Below are 23,574 nucleotides of genomic sequence, written 5' to 3' on the forward strand. Positions count from 1 at the left end.
GCCCGGAACGGGTGCTCACCATGCCCGGAACGGGTGCTCACCATGCCCGGAACGGGTGCTCACCTCGGGCCGGAATCGGTGCTCAGCATGGACCGGAATCGGTGCTCACCATGCTCCGGTACACGCAGCCTGCACTCGCCCCCATCGGGTGGTCAGCTCGGCACCTCAGCCGAGGCGACTTCTTCCCTGACACAGGGGGCTTACGGGTACCCGCACGTCACGGCGCCGGCGAATCGGCAGGTGGCCACCGAGGGCACACCCGGGGTGAACCACAAGCGCGTCCACCGGGCGATGAAGGCCACGGGCGTGCTGTTGGCGCGTCACACCGGCAAGCCCACGCGGGCACGATTGTGACTCTCAAGAGCAACCTGCGCTGGTGCGATCCACCGGCCGAATCCAGCCCGGAAGAGATCAACAGCCACTCCTTGAGACTCGGATTCAGCTTGGCCCATGTCCCTCCAGCGGTAGGCGATGCCGCTGGTACCTTCTCTCATGTCGCACAATGGACTGACACCAGACGCCTGGGTCAACCAGACTCGGGGCGGGTCACGCGTCCTCCTGCACGCGCGATCAGTGGCACGGTGCCGGCCCTCTATGGTCGCGTGAGGGCATGCGACAAGTATGGATAGTCCCCCTCCTCGCTCTCGTCGGAGCCATTCCCGGATGCAGCCTCTGCGACAACGAGGTCCCGCAAACACATAAAGGGGCGGTGCTCACGGGATGCTCGGGCCAGCCCAAGGACGAGATTGCCTGCTGCTCCTACAGCAGCAGTTCGTGCCTCTATACGCTCTGCCGCGACAGCACCTGTGGCGACTGGGAAGAGGAGAGCTGGTCGTGCAGCCAGACCCCAGGCCCATCGTCGAACTACACAGCAGCGCAACGCACTGCATGGGCAGCAGAGTTGAAACACGCCTCATTTCCGACCATCACCTTCAAAGCATATGACCCTCCACGTGACACCGAGTTGGCGGCTCAGTCTGAAACGTGGACTCGGGAGATGGCGTACTACCTTCTCCATGACCGATGGTTGCAGACACAAGCGAAAGAACGTGGTTTCACTGAGATAGTCGCAGCGGGCCAAACCATGGTGAACGGAGTCAGGCTTCATTTTGTTTGGGCAGCCAACCTTCTCACTGGTGAGGTGGCCACGAGCGGGTACCTCCCTGGCGGGGAACCGTAGCTGGCGACGTCGCAGGGGTCAGGGAAACCGATTCGGGCGTGTCGCCACGCTTGGCACCGTGCTGGCGCTCCCGGGATGCGCGCAGCACTCGCCCCTCCATGTCGTGCTGCACGCGGGCCCCTTGAACTTATCCTCGCGCTCGACGACGAGGTGGCCATCCTCGATGCCGGTGGAGTCTAGGATGAAGAGCGCAGCCAGGGCGCATGGCTCCAGCTTCTGGATGTCCTCGGAGATGATCATCGGGCGCCCCGTTCTTGCGTGGGGACGGTGAAGAGGGGCGCCAGCTCCGCGAAGACAGGAGCACGAGAGTGCATGGCCCTGTCTTCGCGTCGACCGAGTGAACTGCCTGGATCCTTCGGACCGCTGATTACGAGAGTTGAAGTTCTCGGCGGTGCCGTTCTGCCAGGGCTTGCCCGGTGCGATGTGCGCCAGCTCAATGCAAGCTTCCGCAGCCCACCGCAGGATGGCCGAGGCCACGACCTCCGGCCCGTTGTCACCGCGCATGTGGCCTCGGAGCCCCTCGCTAGCGCACCAGCTTCGACAGCACCTCGCCCGCCCTGGCCGGAGCCGCTAACACCCCCGACGTCGATGGCCATGGCGACCATCTGCTCTTCGCGGAACCGACTCTTCTGCACTGCCCGCCTCCGTGGTGGCCGGAGACGGCATCCCTTCGAGCCTCAAATGGTCCGAAAACCGCAGGGCATGTCACCCACGGAATCGAAATGGGCGACGGCAACAGTCGAAATGGCGGAGAGGTGCTTCTCGAGCCACCGCACTCGGGCACGAAGCGATGCGCCACCGGCGACATCAGCAGGACCCGCAGCCAGCCGGAGAACGCCGCCAGCAGAGGAGTCTTGGCGCTCAGGATGCGCGTTAGCCGAGCCAGGCCCGGAAGAAGGGCGGCTCATCGCACACCCTCCACCGCACATGGAACATGCGTCACCGCTCTCCCCTTGACCAGATTGGCGGTCAGAGAGCGTCTCAAGTGGGCAACAGGTGGGCGGGGTACCGGAGCGGGGGTCAGGGCCCGAGATGCTCGGGAAAAATCCCCAAGCATCCCGGGCGCTTCCCTCTGCGCGCGATACAGGATTCGAACCTGTGGCCTTTGGCTCCGGAGGCCAACGCTCTATCCAGCTGAGCTAATCGCGCAGAACCGCTACAGCGAGGGCACAAGTAGCCGAACTCCCCGGCCGACGCAAGCCCGCATTCCGCCCAGGGCTGACGGGAGAACACCCCACCGCAGGGGTCCCCCGCCCGCCCAGGAGCCTCAGCTCGCCCTGCGACGCCGGCCCACCAGCAGGACCAGCGCCCCCAGGCCCAGGAGGACGAGCGATGAGCCCCCTCCCTCGCCCGCCGAGGCACAGCTCAAGCCACCGCCTCGGGCATCAATCTCCAGCGACGGATCCAGCACGAAGTTGACCACGGAGGACTGCACCGAAACGTTCCCCGCGTCATCCGTCGCCACCAGCGTCACCGTATGGCTGCCGTAGTCCAGCTCGTTGCGAGGAACGAAGCGCCAATCACCGCTCGCGTCCGCCCGGACCTCACCGGTCTTCACGCCATCCACCAGGACGGAGACCATCGTCCCGGCATCCGCGTCGCCCTGGAACGTGGGCGTCCGCACCGACAGGATGTCGTTCACCCGAGGAACGGACAGCGAGGGCGCCCCAGGGGCCCTCAGGTCCACCTTCCAGCGGAACTCGGCGGGAGTGGGGTCCTCGTTGCTCGCCGGATCCCGCGTCTTCACCCGCAGGACATACTCAGTCTCTTCCGCATCCTCCCGGCCCAGTCCCGTCAGCCGGTACTCCGAGGGGTTGCAGCTCACGAAGTCCGCCCCATCCAGGCTGCAGAAGTACTGCATCTCCAGCTCGTCTCTGTCCTGGAACGACCCAAACGAGAAGACCGCTTCCACTGAGTTGGAGAGCTCCTTCGGCTTCGTCTCGATGCTGGTGTCCGGCGTTTTCGTATCGCTGGTCCACGAATGCGTCACATACAAACTCTCGAGCGTGAGGTTCCCCGCGATGTCCTTTCCCCTGATCGTCAGTGTGTGGGCCCCATCGCCGATATTGGGCCGGGTCAGCGGGCTCGAACAGGGCGTGAAGAGCGGCGTGTCGAGCGCGCATTCATACGTCTCCAGCACCTCCGACGTCTCGAACTGGAAGGTGTAGCCCGGCACGTTCGTCAACGTGGGAGGTCCCGAGAGAATCGACACCACGGGTTCATCGACATCCACGATCAGGGTGTAGGGCGCGGAGACCGGTCCCAGATTCGTCGCCAGGTCGGTGAGCGTGGCGGTGATGATGTACTGACCGCTGAGCAAGTCGAACGGGGGCGTGAAGCTCCATGTCGCGCCCGTGGCTCTAGCAGTCCCCCAGAACACCCCATCCTTGTAGAGCGTGATGGTCCCCTCCTCCGGGGTCTCGCCCTGGATGCCAGGCTTCTCCTGGTTGGTGGGGTGGTTGGCCCGGGGAGCCGTCACCGAGGGAGCCGTCGGAGCCGTGCGATCCACTTTCCAGCTGAGAGAGGCTGGAATGCCATCCCGCTCCCCCGCGAAGACAGCGCGAACCGAGAGCGTGTAGATATTGTCCGGCAGGCCTTCGTAACGGGCGACATCGTAGTCGTCACCAGGCCCCTTGGGACACGGAGCGAAGTCCGGGGGAGGGTTGTCCGGGTTGATGGACTTCTCGAGCTTGCACTCGAAGTCCACCACGCCCTTGTTCGACCACAGCGAGAAGATGGCCTCCGCCTTGTTGGTGAGTCCTCCGTCAGCAACGGGGCCCTCGAGGATCTCGGTATCCACCGCGCCGGTGCTGATGCTCCACGTGTGGGACGCCGGCGAGTCGTCACGGTTGCCCGCCGCATCCACGGCGCGAATCAGCAGCGTCTGAGAACCGTCACGCAGGTTGGACTTCTGGATGAAGCTCTCATCCACCTCCGGCCCCGGAGGAGGCCGCTCGCACGGGGTGAATACCTGCTCATCGTCCTCCGGCTGCCCCGGTTCCTCTTCTTCCGTTTTGTAGATGTGCCGGCACTCGTAGGTCAGCGCTTCAGGCCACGCGAGTCGGAACTCGGCCGTGGTGTCACCGACACGAAGGTCCGGAGCTTCGAGGATGGTCGTCTCCGGCTTCGTCACGTCCACGATGAACGACACCGGGTCCGAGTCCATGAAGCGCCCCGCACCATCCGTCGAGCGGACGAACACCGTGTTGGGCCCCTCATTCAGCGGCGTGGTGCGCAGGTAGGTCCACTGGCCGCCAGGTCCCACGCTCACCGTGACGGGCTCCGGCAGCGGTCCGAAATAGACCTGCACCGAGGTTCCCAACTCCGCGGTACCAGTCAACACGGGATACTGGGTGTTCACATACGTGCCGAGCGGCGCCACGATGGGCTTCGCCGGGTCCTTCCGGTCCACATGGAACGTGAGCGTGCCGGAGAACGCGCTGACGTTGCCCGCCGGGTCCTTCGACATGGCGCGAACCCAGTGGAAGCCATCATCCGCGGGCGACGGTGAATACGTCACCGACCAGGCCCCTGACGCATTCACCGTGGCCGGCGGCAACACCACCAAGTCATCCACATACACCGTCACCTCGGTGTTGGGATTGAGCCCCACCGTGGACTCGAGCACACCGTCCAGAGTGATGGGCACAGCGGTGTAGTGCTCGCCCAGGATATCTGGATTGAGCACGGGGCGCGCGGGCGCCACCGTGTCCACGGTGATGCCCACGTCCGAGGACTCCACGAAGTTCCCCGCCGCATCGGTCGCCCGAGCGCGAAGGATGTAGCGCTCCTGGTCCAGCGCGGCGGGCACGACACTCCAATTTCCCGAGGGACTGCTGGCCACCGTGCTCAAGGTCTGCAGTGTGGTGCCCGAACTCGTCAACCGCACGGTGACCACCACGCGTGCTCCCGCCTCCGTCGTCCCGGCGATTGTCGGCGTGAGTTCGCGCACCGCACCCGCGCTCGGGGACGTCACCTGGATGGACGCGGGGGCCGCGAGGTCCACCCGCCATGCGTGACTGATGGGCGACGGGTCCACGTTGCCCGCGGCATCGATCGCGCGCACGTGGAACTGCTGGGGGCCGGACGTCAGCCCGGTGAACGTGCGACTGCCTGACCCCGTCCCAGGACATGGCGTCGAGGTGAAGGTGACGCCGTCGACGGAGCACTGGAACGTCGCCGTGGAGTCATCCGGGCTCTGATAGTCGAAGAGCGCGCTCGACGAGTTGCTGTCGGTCGCGGGCACCGCGGTGAAGGATGTGTCGGGAGCGAGGGTGTCCACGCGCCACGCGCGCGACGCGGGGCTCGGGTCCGGCGTCCCCGCCGCGCTGTAGGCCGTCACCTCCAGCGTGTGGGCACCTTCGTCCAGGTTCGTATAGGTCTGGGTCGGACCGCAGGCCGTGGCCGGGCCAACGTCCAGCGAGCACTGATACGTGACCCCACCCGTGAAGGTGAAGACCGCGGTCTTCGAGCTCGTCGGCGCGCCTGGGGGACTGGCAACGGGCCCCCCCGTGATGGCGGTGTTGGGGACGGAGGTGTCCACCTTCCAGGTGTAGCTCTTCGGGTTCGGGTCCTGATTGCCCGCATCATCGATGGCGTAGACCGTCAGCCGGTGGTCCCCGTTGCCGAGCGCGCCGGACGAATACGAGGCCGGGCATGGACCGAAGGCCGCATCTCCCAGCGGCGGCGTACTGTCCAGCGCACAGCGATAGCTGGACGTCTCCGTCGAGGTGAAGGTGAAGTTCGCGACCGTGGCGCTGGAGATCGGCGGAACCCCATTGGGCGTGAGCGTCGTCGTCGGAGGAACGTTGTCGAAGGTGAAGTTGAACTCCGTGCCGATGGCGCTGTAGGCACCGAGGAACCCGGCTTGCGCCGCGACGCGATAGGCCGTGCCAGGCGTGCTGCTCGGAGGCACGAACGAGTAGACGAAGGCCTTGAGGCTGTCCGATGCCGTCCTCCCCCAATACGTGTACGTGAGGTTCGGGGTCGTGCCGGTGACTTCGTAGAGGATGACCTCCGACAGGCCCTGCTGCGTTGTTCCCCTCAGCAAGGGATTGTTCGTCCGAGCAGGCGGTCCCACTGGCGTGAGATCCGGAACGCCGGGCGTGGTGAAGGCCGTGTCCACGAGGGTGACGGTGCCCGCGTGATTCAGCGCGGTGGCCGCGTCATTGGGCATCGCGCCATCGGTGGTGGCCCCAGGGGCCGTGCCCTGGGTTCCCGCCATGCCCGAGGGAGTGGTGGGGATACAGGAGGCCCCTCCTGAAGCCTGGAAGAACACACGCCCTCCGCCACCTCCGCCTCCGGGCCCGGCCACGCCGACAGCGCCATTGCCACCCGCCGCGCTGACCTTGTTCGGGTCACACGTCCCGCTGCCCGTGAAGCGCAGGTGCAGGGTGCCACCGGCTCCACCACCATGGCCGACATTCGTTCCCGTGGTCGCCAGGGCGCTCTCCCCATGGGCCAGGATGCTTCCAGTCCCCGAGAGCGAAGTGGCGCGGATGAAGATGATGCCGCCGCCTTGGCCACCTGCCCCCGTCGTCAGGGCGCTCTGGGCATGCCCACTGCCTCCGCCACCACCAAACGTGAGGAAGCTCAAGGACGAACCACTGAGCGCCGCGCCGCCATCGCCCCCCGAGTTGTCCCCCTCGTTCTGCCCTCCCACGCCACCGGGCCCACCATTGCCACCGCCACCGCCGCCACCACCGCGACAGGAGCCTCCGCCTCCACCATTCGTGGAGTTGTCGGCCGAGTCCTCCTGGTCGGGAACCACGTCCTCTCCCCGGCGTCCCGTATTGCCCGGGTCCGAGCCCGAGCAACCGCCGTTCGCGTCACCGACGAAGGCCGCGCCCCGGAGCCCGAGCCCCGTTGCCTGAATCGTTCCGTTGTTGATGAGCGGGCCATTGGCCAGGAACGCCAGCACGCCGCCCGAGCTCCCGTTCCACTTGTCCGCGGTGACGGTGACGTTCGCGTTGACGGTGACCGCTCCGTAGCGAGGCACGGTGACCACCTGCGCGCCCGCGCTCTTGTAGCTGTGCAGCAGGGGCGCGGTGAGCGTCAGCGAGGTCGACGTGGGGCCCCCTGTCTTGACCTGCGCGAACTCCCAATGTCCCACCGTGGGCGTCGTACCGACCGCCAAGTCCACTGGCGTGCTCGTGCCCGGCGCGGGCGCGGGGCTCAACCCGGTGGTCTGGATGACCATCACCAGGTTGGTGTTGGCGAGCTCCGGGAGCGCCCCGAGCAGCACCAGCGTGTCCGTCCCCGCGTTGGCATTGGCGTTGAGCTTCGTATGACTGTTGATCTTGTGCGAAGAGCCCGCCGTGGAGAAGACCCTCGCCGTGCCTCCACCGCCCAGCCCGAACCGGTCCCGTTCCGCGCTCGCGGTGCCGCACAGCAACAGCACGCCCCACAACAGCGCTCGCATCAGCAGCGTCCTCATTGGCGCACGTCTCCTGGCTTCGCGGCCCCATCGGCGGGGAGCGCTCCTCGCGACTCCTGTGGGTCGATGAACTTGAACTCGATGCGACGGTTCTCTTCGCGGTCCTGATACGTGTTTTCGGGGAACACCTTCGGCTTGGTCTTCCCGAAGCCCACGGCCATCAACCGGTCCGCCGGAGCCCCTTTGCTGATGAGGTACTGGCGCACCGCATCCGCGCGGGCCTGCGACAGTCGCCGGCTGGCATCCAGGGGCGAGCGCAGGTCCGTGTGCCCACCCACCACCACCATGGGCAGCTCCGGGTGCTCCCTCACGATGCGCGCCACCCAGTTGAGCTGCTCGAGCGAGCGGCTCTGGATGACCACGCCCGAGGCCTCGAAGTAGATCCGCTCGAACAGCTCCAGGTGGCCCGGTTTGATCTCCACCAGCGGCGGCACGTTCGCGGGGCAGCCCAGGTTGTTCGCCGCGCCCACGTCCTTCACGCAGCTGTCCAACCGGTTGGGCACGCCGTCCTTGTCCGAGTCCATCTCCGGGCAGCCCTTGCGCTCCGGCGGCCCCGGCTCGTTGGGACACTCGTCGTTGTCGTTCACGATGCCGTCCTTGTCGAAGTCGACCACCGGGCAGCCCTCGTTGTCCGCCGGCCCCGCATGCTCCGGGCATCGGTCCTTGCTGTCCTCGACCTCGTCCTTGTCCTTGTCATCCATGGGGCAGCCATTGCGCGCGGGAGGGCCGTTCAGGTCCGGGCACTCGTCGAGCGTGTCCTCGATGCCGTCTCCATCCGAGTCCTTCGCCGAGCAGCCTCCGCGCGCCGCGTCTCCGGCCACCAGCGGACAGCGGTCCACGCTGTTGATGATTCCATCCCCATCCTCGTCGGAGCCGGGGCACTCCTGGATGGGGTCCGTCAGCGTCTTCACCAACCCCGGCTCGCAGCGCACCGACGACTCACCGGGCCCGCGCGTCGGCACCACCTTGCCGAACGCGCCGCCCACCATCAGCCGGAACAGCGGCGTCCCCGGGGCCGAGCCCACACCCATGCCCGCCAGGGCGAAGAGCTCCAGCGACGGACTCGCCAGGTAGCGCGCCCCCGGCAAGAGCTCCACCGCGCCGGGCTGGTCCGTCAGGGGCAGCATCGCGCGCACGTTCAGCTCCCAGCGCAGCCGCTTGCCCGTCGTGGAGAGCGCCGCGCCCACGCGCACCTCGTGCCCCACCTCGTCCTCCAGGTCGCCCACGCGCTCGGTCAGCAGCATCTTCTCCCGCTGGACGTAGCCGACCTCCAAGCCCGCGCGGATGCGCCCGAAGTGCCGCCCCAGCATCAGCCGGGGCGACAGCCGCACCGAGCCATCATCCCGCGAAAACCCCTCCGCGCTGCCCAGGGGAACACCCACCCCCAGCTCCGCCGCGAGGTCCAGCACGCCCGACGACTCCTGCGTCAGGAGCCCCACCCGACCACTCAGCGATGGCGTGGAGAGCGTCTGCGCGCGCGGCTCCGGGATGCCCGCACCCGCCAACCCGGTGCTGTTGCCACCCTGAAACGCCACCAGCGGCACCTGCAACCCCACCTGCAACCAACTCAAGGGCGCATAGGCCGCGGCCAGGTGCGCCGTCGCGCGGCTGCCCACGACGGCGAGCTTCTTCCCGGTGTTCATGTACACCAGCGGCTCGTGGGCGTACTGCATCGCGACCGTGGCTCGGAAGTCACCCGCTGGAAGCAGCTCACCCAGGCCCACGAGCAGCGCGCCTTCCGCGCCAGGATTCAGCTCCAGCCGCTCCAGGTCGAACCCCCTCAGGGGCGACGCATTGGGGACGGGGGGCACGTCGTCCTGGGCCCCGGCGCTCGCGGACGCCAGCGCGAACGCAAACGCGAGCACGCCTCGCAGCAGCCTGCTTCGTCTCATGATTCTCCCGGATGAATGGCGTGTGGGTAACCCGGAGCCGTCCCACGTTTCAAGCCGGCCCCCCGCGTTCACTCTACACCAGATGCCCCCCTCCTCTGGCCAGCCCGCACCCATCGGGTCGCCCGGCGCGCGAGGGCCGAGACAACGCTGTCACTGAAATCTCAGACCAGGGATTCCCGCCCGGTCAATTCGTGGCATGCTGGCGCATCACTCACCTCCCCGCGGCTCGCGCGGGGTCTGGCGCCGGGGGCACTCTGATGATCGCGAACGCCGCGTTGCTCGCGAACCAGGCCGAGTTCGAATTCGAGGCAGGTTCGTTCACGGCCGCGGAGCTGGCGGTGCTCGGCTTCGAGGCCGAGGAGACGCTCTCCCAGCCCTACACCGTCGAAGTCGCCCTCGCCGTCCGGCCCGACCTCGAGGTGGAGGAGAAGCTGCTGCTGGGCAAGGACGCGCGGCTGACGGTGATGCTCGGAGACGGCACCGCCCGCTTCTTCCAGGGCGTCGTCGCGCGGATGACCCGCTGGGACGAAGGCAGCGGCCCCGAGCGCCGTCGCTACCGCGTCACCGTCGTGCCGCGCCTGTGGACGCTGCGCCACCGCCGCAAGAGCCGCATCTTCCAGGAGCTGACCGTTCCGCAGATCGTCCACAAGGTCCTGGACGAGGCCAAGGTCGAACACCGCCTGGCCCTCACCGGAACCTACCCGGTGCGCGACTACTGCGTGCAGTACCGCGAGTCAGACCTGGACTTCGTCTCGCGGCTCCTCGAGGAGGAAGGCATCTTCTACTTCTTCGAGCACGCCGAGAGCTCACACATGATGGTCCTGGGAGACGGCTCGTCGGCCAATCCCTCCATGCAGGGTGAGTCCAAGCTCGTCTTCCGCGAGCGCTCGCACATGATCGCCTCGCAGGAGTACGTGCACGAGCTGGTGGCGCGCACCGAGGTCCAGCCCGGCGTCGTCGCGCTGCGCGACTACAACTTCCTGCGGCCGGCCCAGATGCTGGGCGCGGAGGCGGAGGCGGACGACGGCGAGACGGCGCTGGAGATCTACGACTATCCCGGCCGCTACGAGGAGCCGGGCCCCGGCCGAAACCTTGCCCAGGTGCGCCTGGAGGAATTGCGCGCGCGCACCCAGACGGTAACGGGCGCCAGCTACAGCCGCCGAATCTGTCCCGGCCACGTCTTCGAACTGGCCGAGCACCCCGACACCGCCGTCAACCGCAAGTACCTGCCCATCTCCGTGCGACACACCGGCCACCAGTCGGAGGCGGTGAGCATCGACCAGTCCACGCTGCGCTCGCGCGAGGGCTACCGCAACGAGTTCCTCTGCCAGCCCGCGGACGTGCCCTTCCGGCCGTCTCGCGTGACGCCCCGCCCCGTCATCCCCGGCGCGCAGACCGCGCGCGTCGTGGGCCCCGCGGGCGAGGAGATCCACACCGACGAGCATGGCCGCATCAAGGTCCAGTTCCACTGGGACCGCGAGGGCAAGGCCAACGACAAGAGCTCCTGCTGGATTCGCGTCAGCCAGGCCTGGGCGGGTCCGGGCTGGGGCGCGCTGTACCTGCCGCGCATCGGCCACGAAGTGGTGGTGGAGTTCCTGGAAGGAGACCCGGACCGCCCGCTCGTCACCGGCAGCGTCTACAACGGGCAGAATCCGCCGCCCATCGACCTGCCCGGCAGCAAGACGCAGAGCACCCTGCGCTCCAGCTCCAGCCCTGGCGGTGACGGCTCCAACGAGCTGCGCTTCGAGGACGCGGCGGGCTCGGAGCTCGTGTATCTGCACGCGCAGAAGGACTTCAACGTCGTCGTGGAGAACGACAAGACGCAGGAGGTCCGCGGCAACGAGACGTTGCTGGTGAAGAAGGACCGCGCCCGCGTCATCGAGGGCAACCAGTCCCTCGAGGTGAAGAAGGACGACGACAGCACCATCAGCGGCAACCAGTCCCTGGCCGTCACCGGAAACCGCTCCACCACGGTGGCGGGCAATCACACCGAGTCCGTCAAGGGTGACCAGTCCATTGGCGTCAGCAGCAGCCAGAGCCTGTCGGTCAGCCTGGCGTCGGCGGAGACGGTGGGCCTGGGGAAGATGCTCACCGTGGGCGGAGCGCTCGCCATCAGCGTGGGCGCCGCCTTCAACGAGCTGGTGGGCGGCGTCAAATCCGAGCAGGTGGGCGGCGCCAAGGTGGAAGTCGTTGGCGCGAAGAAGTCCGAGTCCGTCAAGGGCGCCCGCTCCACGCAGGTGGGCGGGGACCTGTCGGAAGAGATTGGCAAGTCCCGGACGCTGAAGGTGGACAAGGACCTCATGGTCAGCGTCGGTGGCAAATCCAATCACGTCACCAAGGACGCCTACGTCCTGTCCGCCAAGGAAATCGCCCTGGTCGCCGAGGAGCAGTTCACCCTCAAGGTCGGCTCCGCCACGTTGCAGGTGAAGAAGAACGGGGACGTCGTCATCAAGGGCGCGAAGATTGAAGTCACCGGCAGCGGCGACGTCATCATCAAGGGCTCCAAGATCTCCGAAAACTAGGCCGGTCCAGGCAGACCCCGGGGGGGGGTGGCTTGAAACAGGTCCACTGTGTCTGGCACTTTACGCTTCGCACGGAACCGACGACGGGGCCGGGCCCTCAAAAAGGAATGTGAATTTGGCGCTAGGACACACTGGCGCCGGTGCGGCGGGGGTGGCCGGCCGGTGCCTTCGGTGGGGTGTGGTCGCCGCGCAGGCGCTGGGCATGAGCGTGGGAGCGGGCTGCGCGAAGCGCGTGCCCTTCTCCTGTGAGACACCGCCACCGTTCCAGGTGGTGGTGGACGCGGCCGAGCAGCTCAACCCGGACTCCAAGGGCCGCTCGTTGCCCACCGTGGTCCAGATTGTCCAGCTCAAGGACAGCGTGAAGCTGGAGCGCGCGGGCTTCCGAGACTTGTGGGGCAAGCCCGAGGTGCTGCTGAAGGATGACCTGCTGCAGGTGGCCGAGGTGGTGGTGGCACCCGGTACGCAGGAGAAGCGCTGGATACAGCGGGACCCGAAGGCGCGCTTCGTGCTCGCCATGGGCCTGTTCCGACAGCCCCTGGGTTACTCCTGGCGCGCGGTGGCGACCTTGCCCGTGGTGCAGGAGTCGCGCTGCGTGGAGCGTCCCGCCGGAGACCAGGGGCCACCGCAGGAGGACGATGAGGTCTTCCGCTACCGGCTCCAGGGCTATCAGATCGACTTGATGTTCCGGCCCCTCAGCGTGGCGCCGGAGCGACACAACAACCCCGAATCCGGCGACCGAGAGTCGCCCCGGAGAGGCGCATGAAGTCCGCGCAGCGCGTCGTGTGGTCCGAGGGCATGTTCATGAGCCCCCACCACCTCCAGCAACAAGACCTCTATCACGAGCAGCTCTTGGAGAACCGGCTGGGGGCCTTGGAACCCTATCCGTGGGGCGTGGTGGCCATGGAGCTGGACCAGGAGGCGCTGCGCGCCGGCCAGGTGCAGTTGTCGAACTTCGTCGGCGTGCTGCCAGACGGGTTGACGGTGTCCTTCGAGTCCGGAGACGCCGAGGCCCCCTCCGCGCGCCCCGCCGAGGGCTACTTCCCTCCCGCGCAGCGCACCCTGGACGTGTACCTGGGCGTGCCGCGCGAGCGCAGCGGCGTGGAGAGCTACGGCAGCGGGGAGCGCATCGGTGGCAGCCCGCGTTACACGCCCGTCACGCGGCCCATCAGCGACCTGACGGCGTCCACGTCCATCTCCCAGGTGGGCTTCGGCCAGCGCAACGTGCGGCTCTTGTTCGGCACCGAGCCGCGCGACGACTTCGAGGCCATCAAGCTGTTCGAGCTGACGCGGGACAAGTCCGGCAGCCTGGCCGTGGTGGACGCCTATGTCCCGCCCTGCCTTCGCATCGACGCGGCGCCCTACATCATGGGCGAGCTGCGCACGCTCTTGCGGCTGATGGTCTCCAAGCAGCGCCAGCTCGCCTCGCGCCGCCGGCACCGGGATGCGTCCGCGCTGGAGTTCACCGCGGGCGACGTGACGCTCTTCCTGGAGCTCAACGCCCTCAACGGCACCATCCCCTTCCTCCAGCACGCGCTGGACGCGGGCAACCTGCGGCCCCGGGATTTGTACCTCACGCTGGTGCAGTGCGCCGGCCAGCTGTGCACCTTCTCCTCCAGCGCGGACCCCACGACGCTGCCGTCCTTCCAGTTCACGAACCTGAGGGCGACGTTCGAGGAGCTGTTCCGCCGCCTGTCGGAGCTGATGCGCTCGGTGGCGCTGGAGCAGTGCCTGACGGTGGACCTCTCCGCGGGCTCGGACGGCATGTTCCGGGGGAAGCTGGAGGACGAGCGGCTGGAGCGCTGCGGCGCCTTCCTGCTGGCGGTGAGGAGCGATTTGCCCGAGCGCGTCGTCGCCGAGCAGTTCCCCAAGCTCACCAAGGTGGCCTGCTGGGATGACATCCCGGGCCTCGTCCGCGCCGCCGCGCCCGGGGTGCCGCTGGCCGTCACGTACCGCCCGCCGCCGGAAGTCCCGGTGCAGCCAGGCACCGTGTACTTCAGCCTCTCGATGAATGACGGCTACTGGAAGAACGTGATGAGGGATCACAACCTCGCGCTCTATCTGCCACAGCCGTTCGACGCGGCCCGAACGACCGTCGAGCTGCTCGCGGTCCCCACCGCCAATCGCTGACGCGCAGGGATTCCCATGGACCGAGTGACGGAAGCCACGAAGGACTGTTTCGACGCCGCCATCCACCTGCGCGGCTCGGAGGCGGCGGCCATTCCTCCGCCCGAGACGCTCTATCACCGCCTGCGCGGAGTGGTGGACGAGCTCTTGCGGCGCGCCGCCGTGCTCGGCTTCAGCCACCAGGATGCCCAGGACATGGCCTACGCCATGGTGGCGCTCATCGACGAGGTCGTCCTCAGCCGGCCGGAGGAGTACCGGCAGTTCTGGATGACCAACCCGCTGCAGCTGCACTACTTCAACGAGAACATCGCGGGCGACGGCTTCTTCGCCAGGCTGGACCTGGTGCGAAAGGATCCGCACCGCGCCGAGGTCCTCCAGGTCTACTACCTGTGCATGCTCTTCGGCTTCCAGGGGCGCTACCGCATCCGCGGCGGCGAGCTGGAGCTGATGACGCTCATCGACACGGTGAAGAAGGACCTGGAGCGCGCGCGTCCGTTCGACTTCGACGTGCTGTCACCCCACGGTGACCGTCCCACCGACTCGCTGCTCTCCAAGCGTCGCAAGACCCCCATGCTGGCCCTGTCCGCGGGCTCGCTGGCGGTGGCGGTGCTCTTCTACGGCGTGCTGCAGTTCTTCCTGAAGGACAAGGTGGACGAGCTCAAGGGCCGCATCGAGCTGCACGCCGCCAAGAACGTCGCCGGCACCCTGGCTCCGCCGCAAGCGGGCGCCAACCCGGGAGGCACGCAATGATGGCCTACCTGCTACCGCTGCTGGGTATCGGCGCGCCCATGTTCGCGCTGATGACCTACCTGGAGCTCAGCCCGCCCCAGGCCGCCATCGTCGCCGCGCTCGCGGGCCTCTTGGCCATGGGCGTGGTGTGGGTGGTCAAACGCATCCGCGCGCGCCGCGCCGCCAAGAAGCTGGAGGGCGCGCTCGCGGCCCAAGGTGAGGAGCAGGCCGCCACGGTGCGGCCGGACCTGCAGCCCGAAATCAAGGCGATGCAGGACGAGTTCACCAAGGCGGTGGGCGCGCTCAAGGCGTCCAAGCTGGCGCGCGGCGGCAAGGACGCGCTGGCGGTGCTGCCCTGGTACCTCATCGTCGGCCCTCCGGGCGCGGGCAAGAGCACCGCGCTGCGCAACTCCGGCCTGAAGTTCCCCTACCTGTCCGCGCGCGGTGGCGTGCGCGGCGTGGGTGGCACTCGAAACTGCGACTGGTGGCTCACCAACGAGGCCGTCATCCTCGACACGGCGGGCCGCTACACCAGCGCCGAGGAGGACCGTCCGGAGTGGATGGCCTTCCTGGACACGGTGGTGAAGCACCGCCCCAGCCGCCCCATCAACGGCCTCATCGTCGCCATCAGCGTCAGCGAGCTGATGACGGCGGACCCGCAGGCCGTGGGCGAGATGGGGCAGACCATCCGCGAGCGCCTGGACGAAATCACCGGCCGGCTGAAGATGCTGGTGCCCGTCTACGTGATGGTCACCAAGTGCGATTTGCTGCCGGGCTTCGTGGAGATGTTCTCCGACTTGTCCCGCGTGGAGCGCGGACAGGTCTGGGGCTTCACCGTGCCGCTGGAGCACCAGAAGGACGCCAGCACGGACCTGTTCCGCGAGCGCTTCGACGAGATGCTCTCCGTGCTGGAGCAGCGTTCGCTGCGCCGGCTGGGCCAGGAGCGCCGGCTGGAGACGCGCGAGAACATCTACGGTTTTCCGCAGCGCTTCGACGCGCTCCGCAAGAACCTGGCCGAGTTCCTCCAGCCGCTCTTCCTGGAGAACGTGTTCCAGGACACGCCCGTCTTCCGCGGCCTGTACTTCAACAGCGGCACGCAGGACGTGCGCGCGGTGGACAAGGTGTCCCCGTCCGCGGGCGAGATGTTCGGCACGACCAACGGGCGGCCGCAGACGGATGGCGCATCCGCCGAGGGCCGCAGCTACTTCCTCTGGGACGTCTTCACGAAGGTGATGTTCCAGGACCAGCAGGTGGCGGTGCGCAGCTCGCTGGAGGAAGCGAGGGTGCGCCGGCAGAGCATGGTGCTGGCGGGCGCGGCGATGGCGGCCACGGCGCTGCTGTTGTCCATGCCCACCCTCTCCTATTTCCAGAACCGCTTCCTGGCGGAGGCGGTGACCAAGGCCATCACCGACGTGAACCTGGACCCGCGCGATGACGTGCGCCGGGTCGAGGACCTGCTGCCTCTCAGCAAACGCCTGGAGGAGCTGACTCGGCACGAGGAAGAGGGCGCCCCGGTGTGGATGCGCTTCGGCCTCTACCAGGGCCACAAGCTGCTGCCGCAGGCGCGCCAGTTCTACAACACCGCCCTACGGCGGGTGCTGCTGGGCAAGCAGTTCGAGCTCATCGAGCAACGCCTGGAGGGCTTCGCCCGCAGCCCGGACATGCTCACGCTCCGGGACCCCAAGGAGCACGCGGAGCACTCGGCGAAGTTCAAGCAGTACGTGGATGACCTGAAGATGTACCTGCTGGTGACGACGCCGCGGGACCCCAAGGAGCCGGAGCTGGACGAGACGCAGCGCCGGTGGCTCGTGCGCCAGATTGTCGAGCACTGGGCGAGTTTGCGCGGCGTCGCGCTCGACGAGGAGATGGTGACAACCCACGCGACCACCTTCATCAAGATGCTGGGCGCCGAGCAGGCCCTGCCCGACGAGCAGAAGCCCGCGCGCGAGGAGCGCATCGCGTTCCCCCGGGAGCGCTCGATCATCGTGGGCGCCCGCCGCGCGCTCATCCGAGTGCCCCTGGAGAAGCTGGAGCTGGCGCGCATCGTGGAGACCACGCGCTCACAGTACGGAGACGTCACGCTGGAGCAGTTGATGGGCGCGGTGCCGCAATTCAGCGCCAGCAGGATGGTGCGCGGCGCCTTCACCCGCAACGCCTACGATACCGAGGTGAAGCAGCAGCTTGACTCTGCGTTCTCAGACCAGGACGCGTGGGTGCTGGACCGGGACGTCAACATGGACGTGGAGGCGTCGCGGCGCACGCTGCGCTCACTTTACTTCTCCAGCTACATCCAGGAGTGGAAGGACTTCCTCAACGCCATCCAGGTGGCCGAGCCCAGGGACAACCTCCAGTTGGAGGACCTGCTCACCAACCTGACGCGCGGCACGCCCAAGCCCTACAGCCGACTGTTCACCTCCATCGTCAACAACGTCCAGATTGAGCGACGTCCCCCCAAGGTTGAAGCCACGAGCACGAACAAGCTGACGGCGTCCGTGCAGAAGATCTTTGGCTCCGGTGACGACGCCGTCACCGAGAAGAACCGGCAGCAGCTCAATCCGCTCGCGCCTTCCGGAGAAGAGGAGATCCTCCCCCGGGACGTGGCACGCGAGTTCGCCTCCATCATCCGGTTCGCCACGGAGCGCTACAAGACGGACGACGGCGAGGAGACGCTGACGGCGCTCGTCGAGTACGAGGAGCAGCTCGTCACAGTGCACACGGCGATGCTGGCGTCGAAGGACAAGGTCGGGGAAGGCGCGGAGCTGACCAAGAAGAGCAACGCCGCGCGCAGCTATGTGGAGATGCTCATCCGCAAGCAGACGGACAACATCGCCATCTTCGAGCGCCTGCTCTTGCCTCCCTTCAAGGACACCATCGTCGTCATCGCGCAGGGTCAGGCCCAGCAGAAGAGCAAGCTGTGGTGCGAGCAAGTGGCCGTCCCCTTCAACCGGGCATTCAAGAACATGTACCCGTTCACCCCCGGCTCACAGAAGGACGCGCCGCTGCTCGAGGTCGCGGAGTTCCTGCGGCCCGACACCGGGGTGCTCCGCAAGTTCATCAAGGAGCAGCTCAGCGAGCAGCTCGTCGCCACTGGCCGCAAGTGGGACTTCACCTCCTCCGCTAGCACGCACTACCGGCCCGAGCTGCTCTCCTTCCTGGAGAAGACGCAGGCCCTCGCGGCCACCCTGTTCCCGGGCGGCGAGTCGGCGGGCATGGTGGACCCACTAGTGCGCTTCCAGGTGCGCATCCGTCCCGGCGTCTCCGTGGACGGCGCTGCTTCGAAGATCGCGTCCATCATCTTCACGCTCGACGGCACCGACGAGGTGTACCGCAACGGCCCCGACACGCTGTGGAAGCCGATGATCTGGCCCGGTCAGGCCGGCAAGCTCGGCGCGCGCCTCGTCGTGCAGAGCGTGGAGGGCAACACCGAGTCCGTGCAGGACGAGGAGGGTGACTGGGGCCTGTTCCGGCTTCTCGAGCGCGTGAAGAAGATTGAGCCCAGCCCGGACGGGCGCTACTTCACGGCGACGTGGGACATCGATGAAATCGACGGCGCCCAGGTCTCCATCGACTTCCGGCCGGAGCGCACGACCAACCCCTTCTTCGGGCTGGCGGGCAACACGTCCAAGCTGATGGGCATCTTCCGGGACTCCGGCATGAAGGTCCCGATGGGCATTGCGCTCAGCGGCAAGGGCTGCGAGCCGGAGGCCGTGGCCGCGGGTGGAGCCCCCTGATGGCGGTGCAGCAACCTCCTCGCATCGGCCTGCTGGGAAAGACGCCGCGCCAGGCGGAGTTCATCCGGTTCAACGCCTCCACGCCGCTCGCCCTCCACCTCTACGGGTGGATGGAGGCGGGCGTGGAGCGTGCGCGCAAGGCGCGGATGGACCTGCCCTCGGATCCCGCGCACTTCGTCTTCACCGCCCCAGGCCAGAAGCAGGCGCTGGTGGGGCTGATGGCGCCCAGCGTGGACAGCGTGGGCCGCGCCTTTCCGCTGGCCGTGTTCACCGAGGTGCCCTCGGCCAGCACCGCGCTCCGCTTCGCGCTGACACCAGAGGCCTACCAGCCCTTCCTTCGCGCGGCCGGGGCCCTGGCCCACGCGGCGGCGGAGCTGGACGTGCCGCGACTCACCGAGCGCGCCACTGCGCTGCCCGTGCCGGGCCCGGGTGACTTCAGCGTGGCGGAGCGCCTGCGCGACAGCGTCCTTTCGGAGCACCACCTCGCCGACCTGCTGGGACCCGTGACAGAGGGCTCGCCCGCCGGAGGGCAGTACTACGCGCTGCACACCTTCCTCACCGCGTGCATCGGTGAGCGCGGACGCGAGCAGTCCGCCGCGGGCGTGGTGCTGGACTGCCCTTTGACGGCGCGCGTGGGCCCGGTGGCGTGGTTGGAGCTGTCCTCGCGCCTGTTGCGCTGGCCCCACCAGCCGCCGTCCTTCTTCTGGTCCGAGGGAGACAAGCCCCGGCTGCTCTTGAGCCTGGGCTCCGCGTCGCCCTCCGTCTTCCTCGCGCTCGCCCAGCCCGGCCGCCCCGGCGCCCAGGTGTGGCCGCTGCGCACCGAACGTCCCGCCGCCATCGACAACGCGCGCAAGGGCCTGACGGCCTCCGCGCGCCAGGTCATCGACTCCCCCACCACCACCCTCGACCAGCTCCTGCGCGCCTTGTCGCGCTGAGGGCACACGATGCCTCACACCATGCCTCCCACCCTCGAAGAGCTCCGTGAGCGCGCCCGTCCCTGGGTCGAGCCCGTGCCCGGCACCGCGCCCGCCGGAACGCAGGCGAAGCACGACCCCGCCTACGAGGCCATCACCGCCGAGGTGGCGAAGCTGGAGTCCCCCGCCAGCAACGCCGTGCGCTGGGACGAAGTCGTTCGCGGCGCCGACGAGCTGCTCAAGGGCACCACCAAGGACCTCTGGCTCGCCTCGTATCTGGCCTACGGCCTCTACGTCACCCGGGGCATGGACGGCGCCGCCACCGGCGCGGCCCTGCTCGCGGAGGTGACGGAGCGCTTCTGGCCCGACCTCTTTCCGGAGGTGAAGCGGCTGCGCGCGCGCGCCAACGCCGTGGGCTGGTTCGTGGAACGCCTGGGCAGGCTGCTGCCCACCATCGACCAGGCCAGCGTGAGCGCCGAGTCCCTCGATGCGCTGGCCTTCGCCATCAAGCGACTGTCCACCCTGTCGCGTGAGCGCTTCGCCGACCAGACCCCCGCCTTCGGTCCGATTCAGGACGCCATCGCCCGGCTGCGCGCCGGCCTGCCCGAGCCCCTGCCCGAGGCGCCCCAACAGCAGGACGCCGCTTTGGCCGAGCCCGTGGACAGCGCGCCGACAGCAGCTCCCGTGACGGGCCCGGAGTCGTCCTCGAGCCCCGCGCACGCCGACGCCGCGTCGGCCGTGAACACTCACACGGCCCCGAGGACCGAGCCGCCCGCGTCCCCGAAGGCCGCGCAGCCGTCGGCACCGTCGCGCCCCGCGCCCCCTCAGGTCGGCGCCCAGCCTTCCGCGCCCCCGCGCCCCGCGCCCCCGAAAGTCGCCGCGCCCAGCACCGTCGTCGTGCCTCCGCTCCCCACGCTGCCCGCGCAGCCGGACCTCTCCAGCACCGAGGCCGTCACCGACTTCCTGCGCAACGTCGGCGCCGCGCTCCTGGGCGCCGCGAGCGCGCTGCGTCACGCGAGCAGCGCGGACCCCGTCTCCTACCGTCTGCTGCGCAACGGCGTGTGGCTGCACCTGGCGCGGCCGCCTGGCACCGGTGCCAACGGCCGCACGACGCTTCAGCCGCCACCGGACTCGCTGCGCTCCAAGCTGGAGACCCTGGAAGCCAACCAGCGCTGGAGCGAGCTGCTCGACGAGGCCGAGTCCGCCGTCGCCCAACACCGCTTCGCCCTGAGCCCGCACCGCTTCAGCGCGGCCGCGCTCAAGGGGCTGGGTGAAACACACACCACGGCCCACGCCGCGCTGGTGCGGGAGTTGCGTGTGCAACTGCGCCGCATGCCGGGCGTGGAGGACCTGCTCGCCGCCGACGGCTCTCCCCTCACCGACGAGGCCACGCGCGCCTGGCTGCGCGCCGAGGTCCTCCAGGCGGCCCCCCGCACCACCGCGTCCCCGGTCCGCGCCCCGACGACAGCCATCCGCCTGCCGCCGCCGTCACTCGACGCGGAGTCCGCCGGCGCGCAGCCCCTGGGCGAGGAGGAAACCCAGGCGCTGCTGGCCGAGGGCCGCGTGCAGGAGCTCGTCGCGGGGCTCCAGGCGGATGTCGCCGCCGCGGGCACGGGCCGCGCGCGCTTCGTCGCCCGCCTGACCCTGGCGCGCCTGTGTGCCCAGGCAGGACAACTTCCGCTGGCGCGCGCGCTTTTCGACGCGCTCGACGAGGAGGTTTCCTCTCATGCGTTGGACCAGTGGGAGCCCACGCTGGCGGCGGCCTGTCTCGAGGGATGGCTCGCCACCCGCACCGTCGAGGAAAAGGAGGGGGGACGGTTGGCAGCAAAAGTTCGAAACCGCTATCGTCGTCTCGCACGGCTGGATTCTTCCGCCGCGCTCCGCGTCGTCGGCCCCTGACGTTCCCAGGTTGTTCCGCGGCGAAGCCTCCCCCATGCGACGCCCGCGCATTTCTACGTAGGTCTCAAGGAGAGAGCCGCAGATGAGCAAAGAGAGTTCCGTCGCCCCTACCGAGCGCGTCAACATCGTCTACAAGCCCGCCACCGGCAATGCGCAGGAGCAGGTGGAGCTGCCCCTGAAGGTCCTGATGATGGGGGACTTCACGGGCCAGGCGGATGACCGGCCTCTGGAGCAGCGCGCGCCCATCAACGTGGACAAGGGCAACTTCAACGAGGTGATGGCCCAGCAGAACCTCAAGGTCACCCTCACCGCCGCGGACAAGCTGTCCAGCGACGCGGGCGCGACCATGAATGTCTCGCTCCAATTCAAGAACCTGTCGGACTTCACGCCCGAGAGCGTCGTCAATCAGGTGCCCGAGCTCAAGAAGCTCCTGGAGCTGCGCAGCGCGCTCAACGCGCTCAAGGGGCCCCTGGGCAACCTTCCCGCGTTCCGCAAGAAGCTTCAGGCACTCCTGGCCGACGAAGAGGGCCGCAAGGCGCTCATCAAGGAACTGGGGCTCGAGGAAAAGTCCAAGTAACCGTTTACGGGGAACAGAGACACCATGCCTACCGAGACCCTGACCCAGAAGTCGCCGGTTGCCGGCGCCGATGCCTCGCTGTCCCTGCTCGACGAAATCCTCTCCGAGGCGAAGCTCAAGCCCAAGGACGAGGGTTACGACGTCGCCAAGCGCGGCGTGCAAGCCTTCATCACGGAGATGCTCGCGCCCAACCGCTCCGAGGAGCGTGTGGACAAGGCGCTCGTCGACGCGATGATCGCCGAAATCGACAAGCGCCTGTCGTCGCAGGTGAATGAAATCCTCCACGCCTCCGAGTTCCAGAAGCTGGAGTCGTCCTGGCGTTCGCTGAAGTTCCTGGTGGACCGCGTGGACTTCCGCGAGAACACCCGCGTGGAGATGCTCAACGTCTCCAAGGAAGACTTGCAGAAGGACTTCGAGGACGCGCCCGAGGTCGTGAAGAGCGGCCTGTACAAGCTCGTGTACTCCAACGAGTACGGCGTCTTCGGTGGCAAGCCCTACGGCATCATCTCCGCCAACTACGACTTCGGCGTGGGCCCGCAGGACATGGAGCTTCTGCGCAAGTGCGCGTCGGTGGCCGCCATGGCCCACGCGCCGTTCATCGCCAACACCGCGCCGGAGACCTTCGGTGAGCCTACCTTCCTGAAGCTGCCGGACCTCAAGGACCTCAAGTCCCTGTTCGAGGGTCCGCAGTACGCGCGCTGGCACTCGTTCCGCGAGAGCGAGGACGCGCGCTATGTGGGCCTGGCCCTGCCGCGCTTCCTGCTGCGTCTGCCTTATGGCGAGAAGACGGTGCCGGTGAAGGCTTTCAACTTCACCGAGGACGTCGTCGGCAGCCACGAGAAGTACCTGTGGGGCCATGCCTCCGTCGCGCTGACGTCGCGCGTGGCGGACTCCTTCGCCAAGTTCCGCTGGAGCCCGAACATCATCGGTCCCCAGTCCGGCGGCGCGGTGGAGAACCTGCCCCTGCACCAGTACGAGGCCATGGGGGAAATCCAGACCAAGATTCCCACCGAGGTCATGCTCACCGAGCGGCGCGAGTACGAGCTGTCCGAGGAAGGCTTCATCGGCCTGGTGTTCCGCAAGGACTCCGACAACGCGGCGTTCTTCAGCGCCAACTCCACCCAGAAGCCCAAGTTCTTCGGCAACACCCCGGAGGGCAAGGCCGCGGAGACGAACTACCGTCTGGGTACGCAGCTGCCATACATGTTCATCATGACGCGCCTCGCGCACTACATCAAAGTGCTGCAGCGCGAACAGATTGGCAGCTGGAAGGAGAAGGCCGACCTGGAGCGTGAGCTGAATCACTGGCTCAGCCAGTACATCTCCGACATGGACGACCCGGCGCCCGCCGTGCGCTCGCGCCGCCCGCTGAAGGCCGCGCGCGTCGTCGTCGAGGACGTGGAAGGTCAGCCCGGCTGGTACCGCTGCAGCCTGCAGGTGCGCCCCCACTTCAAGTACATGGGTGCGTCGTTCACCCTGTCCTTGGTGGGTAAGTTGGACAAGGAGTGATGGACCCGCTTCACCGTGTGTCGTTGAGATCAGCTATTCTGTGGGCTCCACTCCCAGGCTC

Annotated in this window: 11 protein-coding genes and 1 tRNA gene; 9 read left to right on the top strand and 3 right to left on the bottom strand. The window is 67.9% G+C overall.

Features of this window, described 5'->3' with window-relative positions; translation table 11 throughout:
• Positions 1-2,255: 2,255 nt before the first annotated feature.
• The 3 genes from HUA78_RS43830 to HUA78_RS43840 form a co-directional block, all read right to left on the bottom strand.
• Positions 2,256-2,329 (bottom strand) — tRNA-Arg (locus HUA78_RS43830).
• A gap of 118 nt (positions 2,330-2,447) precedes the next feature.
• Complete coding sequence (locus tag HUA78_RS43835; RefSeq protein ID WP_174478916.1) at positions 2,448-7,616, bottom strand: Ig-like domain-containing protein; 5,169 nt, start codon at positions 7,614-7,616, stop codon at positions 2,448-2,450.
• Positions 7,613-9,508 (bottom strand): OmpA family protein, encoded by a 1,896-nt coding sequence (locus HUA78_RS43840; protein WP_174458791.1) that lies wholly within the window; start codon positions 9,506-9,508, stop codon positions 7,613-7,615. The genes HUA78_RS43835 and HUA78_RS43840 overlap by 4 nt, the downstream gene beginning before the upstream one ends.
• A gap of 257 nt (positions 9,509-9,765) precedes the next feature.
• Here HUA78_RS43840 and HUA78_RS43845 point away from each other — a divergent pair, with 257 nt between their 5' ends.
• The 9 genes from HUA78_RS43845 (at position 9,766) to tssC (ending at position 23,513) form a co-directional block, all read left to right on the top strand.
• Entirely contained in the window at positions 9,766-12,030 is a 2,265-nt protein-coding gene (locus tag HUA78_RS43845) for a type VI secretion system Vgr family protein (RefSeq protein WP_141648217.1), read from the top strand.
• Positions 12,031-12,208: 178 nt separating this feature from the next.
• Positions 12,209-12,793 (top strand): type VI secretion system lipoprotein TssJ, encoded by a 585-nt coding sequence (tssJ, locus tag HUA78_RS43850; RefSeq protein ID WP_371745809.1) that lies wholly within the window; start codon positions 12,209-12,211, stop codon positions 12,791-12,793.
• A complete protein-coding gene (tssK, locus tag HUA78_RS43855; protein ID WP_174463750.1) occupies positions 12,790-14,157 on the top strand; it encodes a type VI secretion system baseplate subunit TssK in 1,368 nt (455 codons plus the stop codon). The genes tssJ and tssK overlap by 4 nt, the downstream gene beginning before the upstream one ends.
• Positions 14,158-14,172: 15 nt before the next feature.
• Positions 14,173-14,904 (top strand): DotU family type IV/VI secretion system protein, encoded by a 732-nt coding sequence (locus tag HUA78_RS43860; RefSeq protein WP_141648214.1) that lies wholly within the window; start codon positions 14,173-14,175, stop codon positions 14,902-14,904.
• Positions 14,901-18,614 (top strand): type VI secretion system membrane subunit TssM, encoded by a 3,714-nt coding sequence (gene tssM / locus HUA78_RS43865; protein ID WP_174466534.1) that lies wholly within the window; start codon positions 14,901-14,903, stop codon positions 18,612-18,614. The genes HUA78_RS43860 and tssM overlap by 4 nt, the downstream gene beginning before the upstream one ends.
• The gene (gene tagF, locus HUA78_RS43870) at positions 18,614-19,549 is read left to right on the top strand and encodes a type VI secretion system-associated protein TagF (protein ID WP_174466533.1); all 936 of its coding nucleotides are present in this window, start codon (positions 18,614-18,616) and stop codon (positions 19,547-19,549) included. The genes tssM and tagF overlap by 1 nt, the downstream gene beginning before the upstream one ends.
• Positions 19,550-19,570: 21 nt before the next feature.
• Positions 19,571-21,427, top strand: a complete 1,857-nt coding sequence (gene tssA / locus HUA78_RS43875) for a type VI secretion system protein TssA (protein WP_174478917.1) — start codon at positions 19,571-19,573, stop codon at positions 21,425-21,427.
• Between the two features lie 82 nt (positions 21,428-21,509).
• On the top strand, positions 21,510-22,004 hold the full coding sequence (gene tssB / locus HUA78_RS43880) for a type VI secretion system contractile sheath small subunit (protein WP_141647905.1): 495 nt from the start codon (positions 21,510-21,512) through the stop codon (positions 22,002-22,004).
• Between the two features lie 24 nt (positions 22,005-22,028).
• Positions 22,029-23,513: a type VI secretion system contractile sheath large subunit gene (gene tssC, locus HUA78_RS43885; RefSeq protein WP_141647906.1), complete on the top strand. Its 1,485-nt coding sequence runs from the start codon at positions 22,029-22,031 to the stop codon at positions 23,511-23,513.
• Positions 23,514-23,574: the final 61 nt, after the last annotated feature.

The sequence above is a fragment of the Myxococcus sp. CA033 genome (assembly GCF_013336625.1).
Lineage (GTDB): Bacteria > Myxococcota > Myxococcia > Myxococcales > Myxococcaceae > Myxococcus > Myxococcus llanfairpwllgwyngyllgogerychwyrndrobwllllantysiliogogogochensis.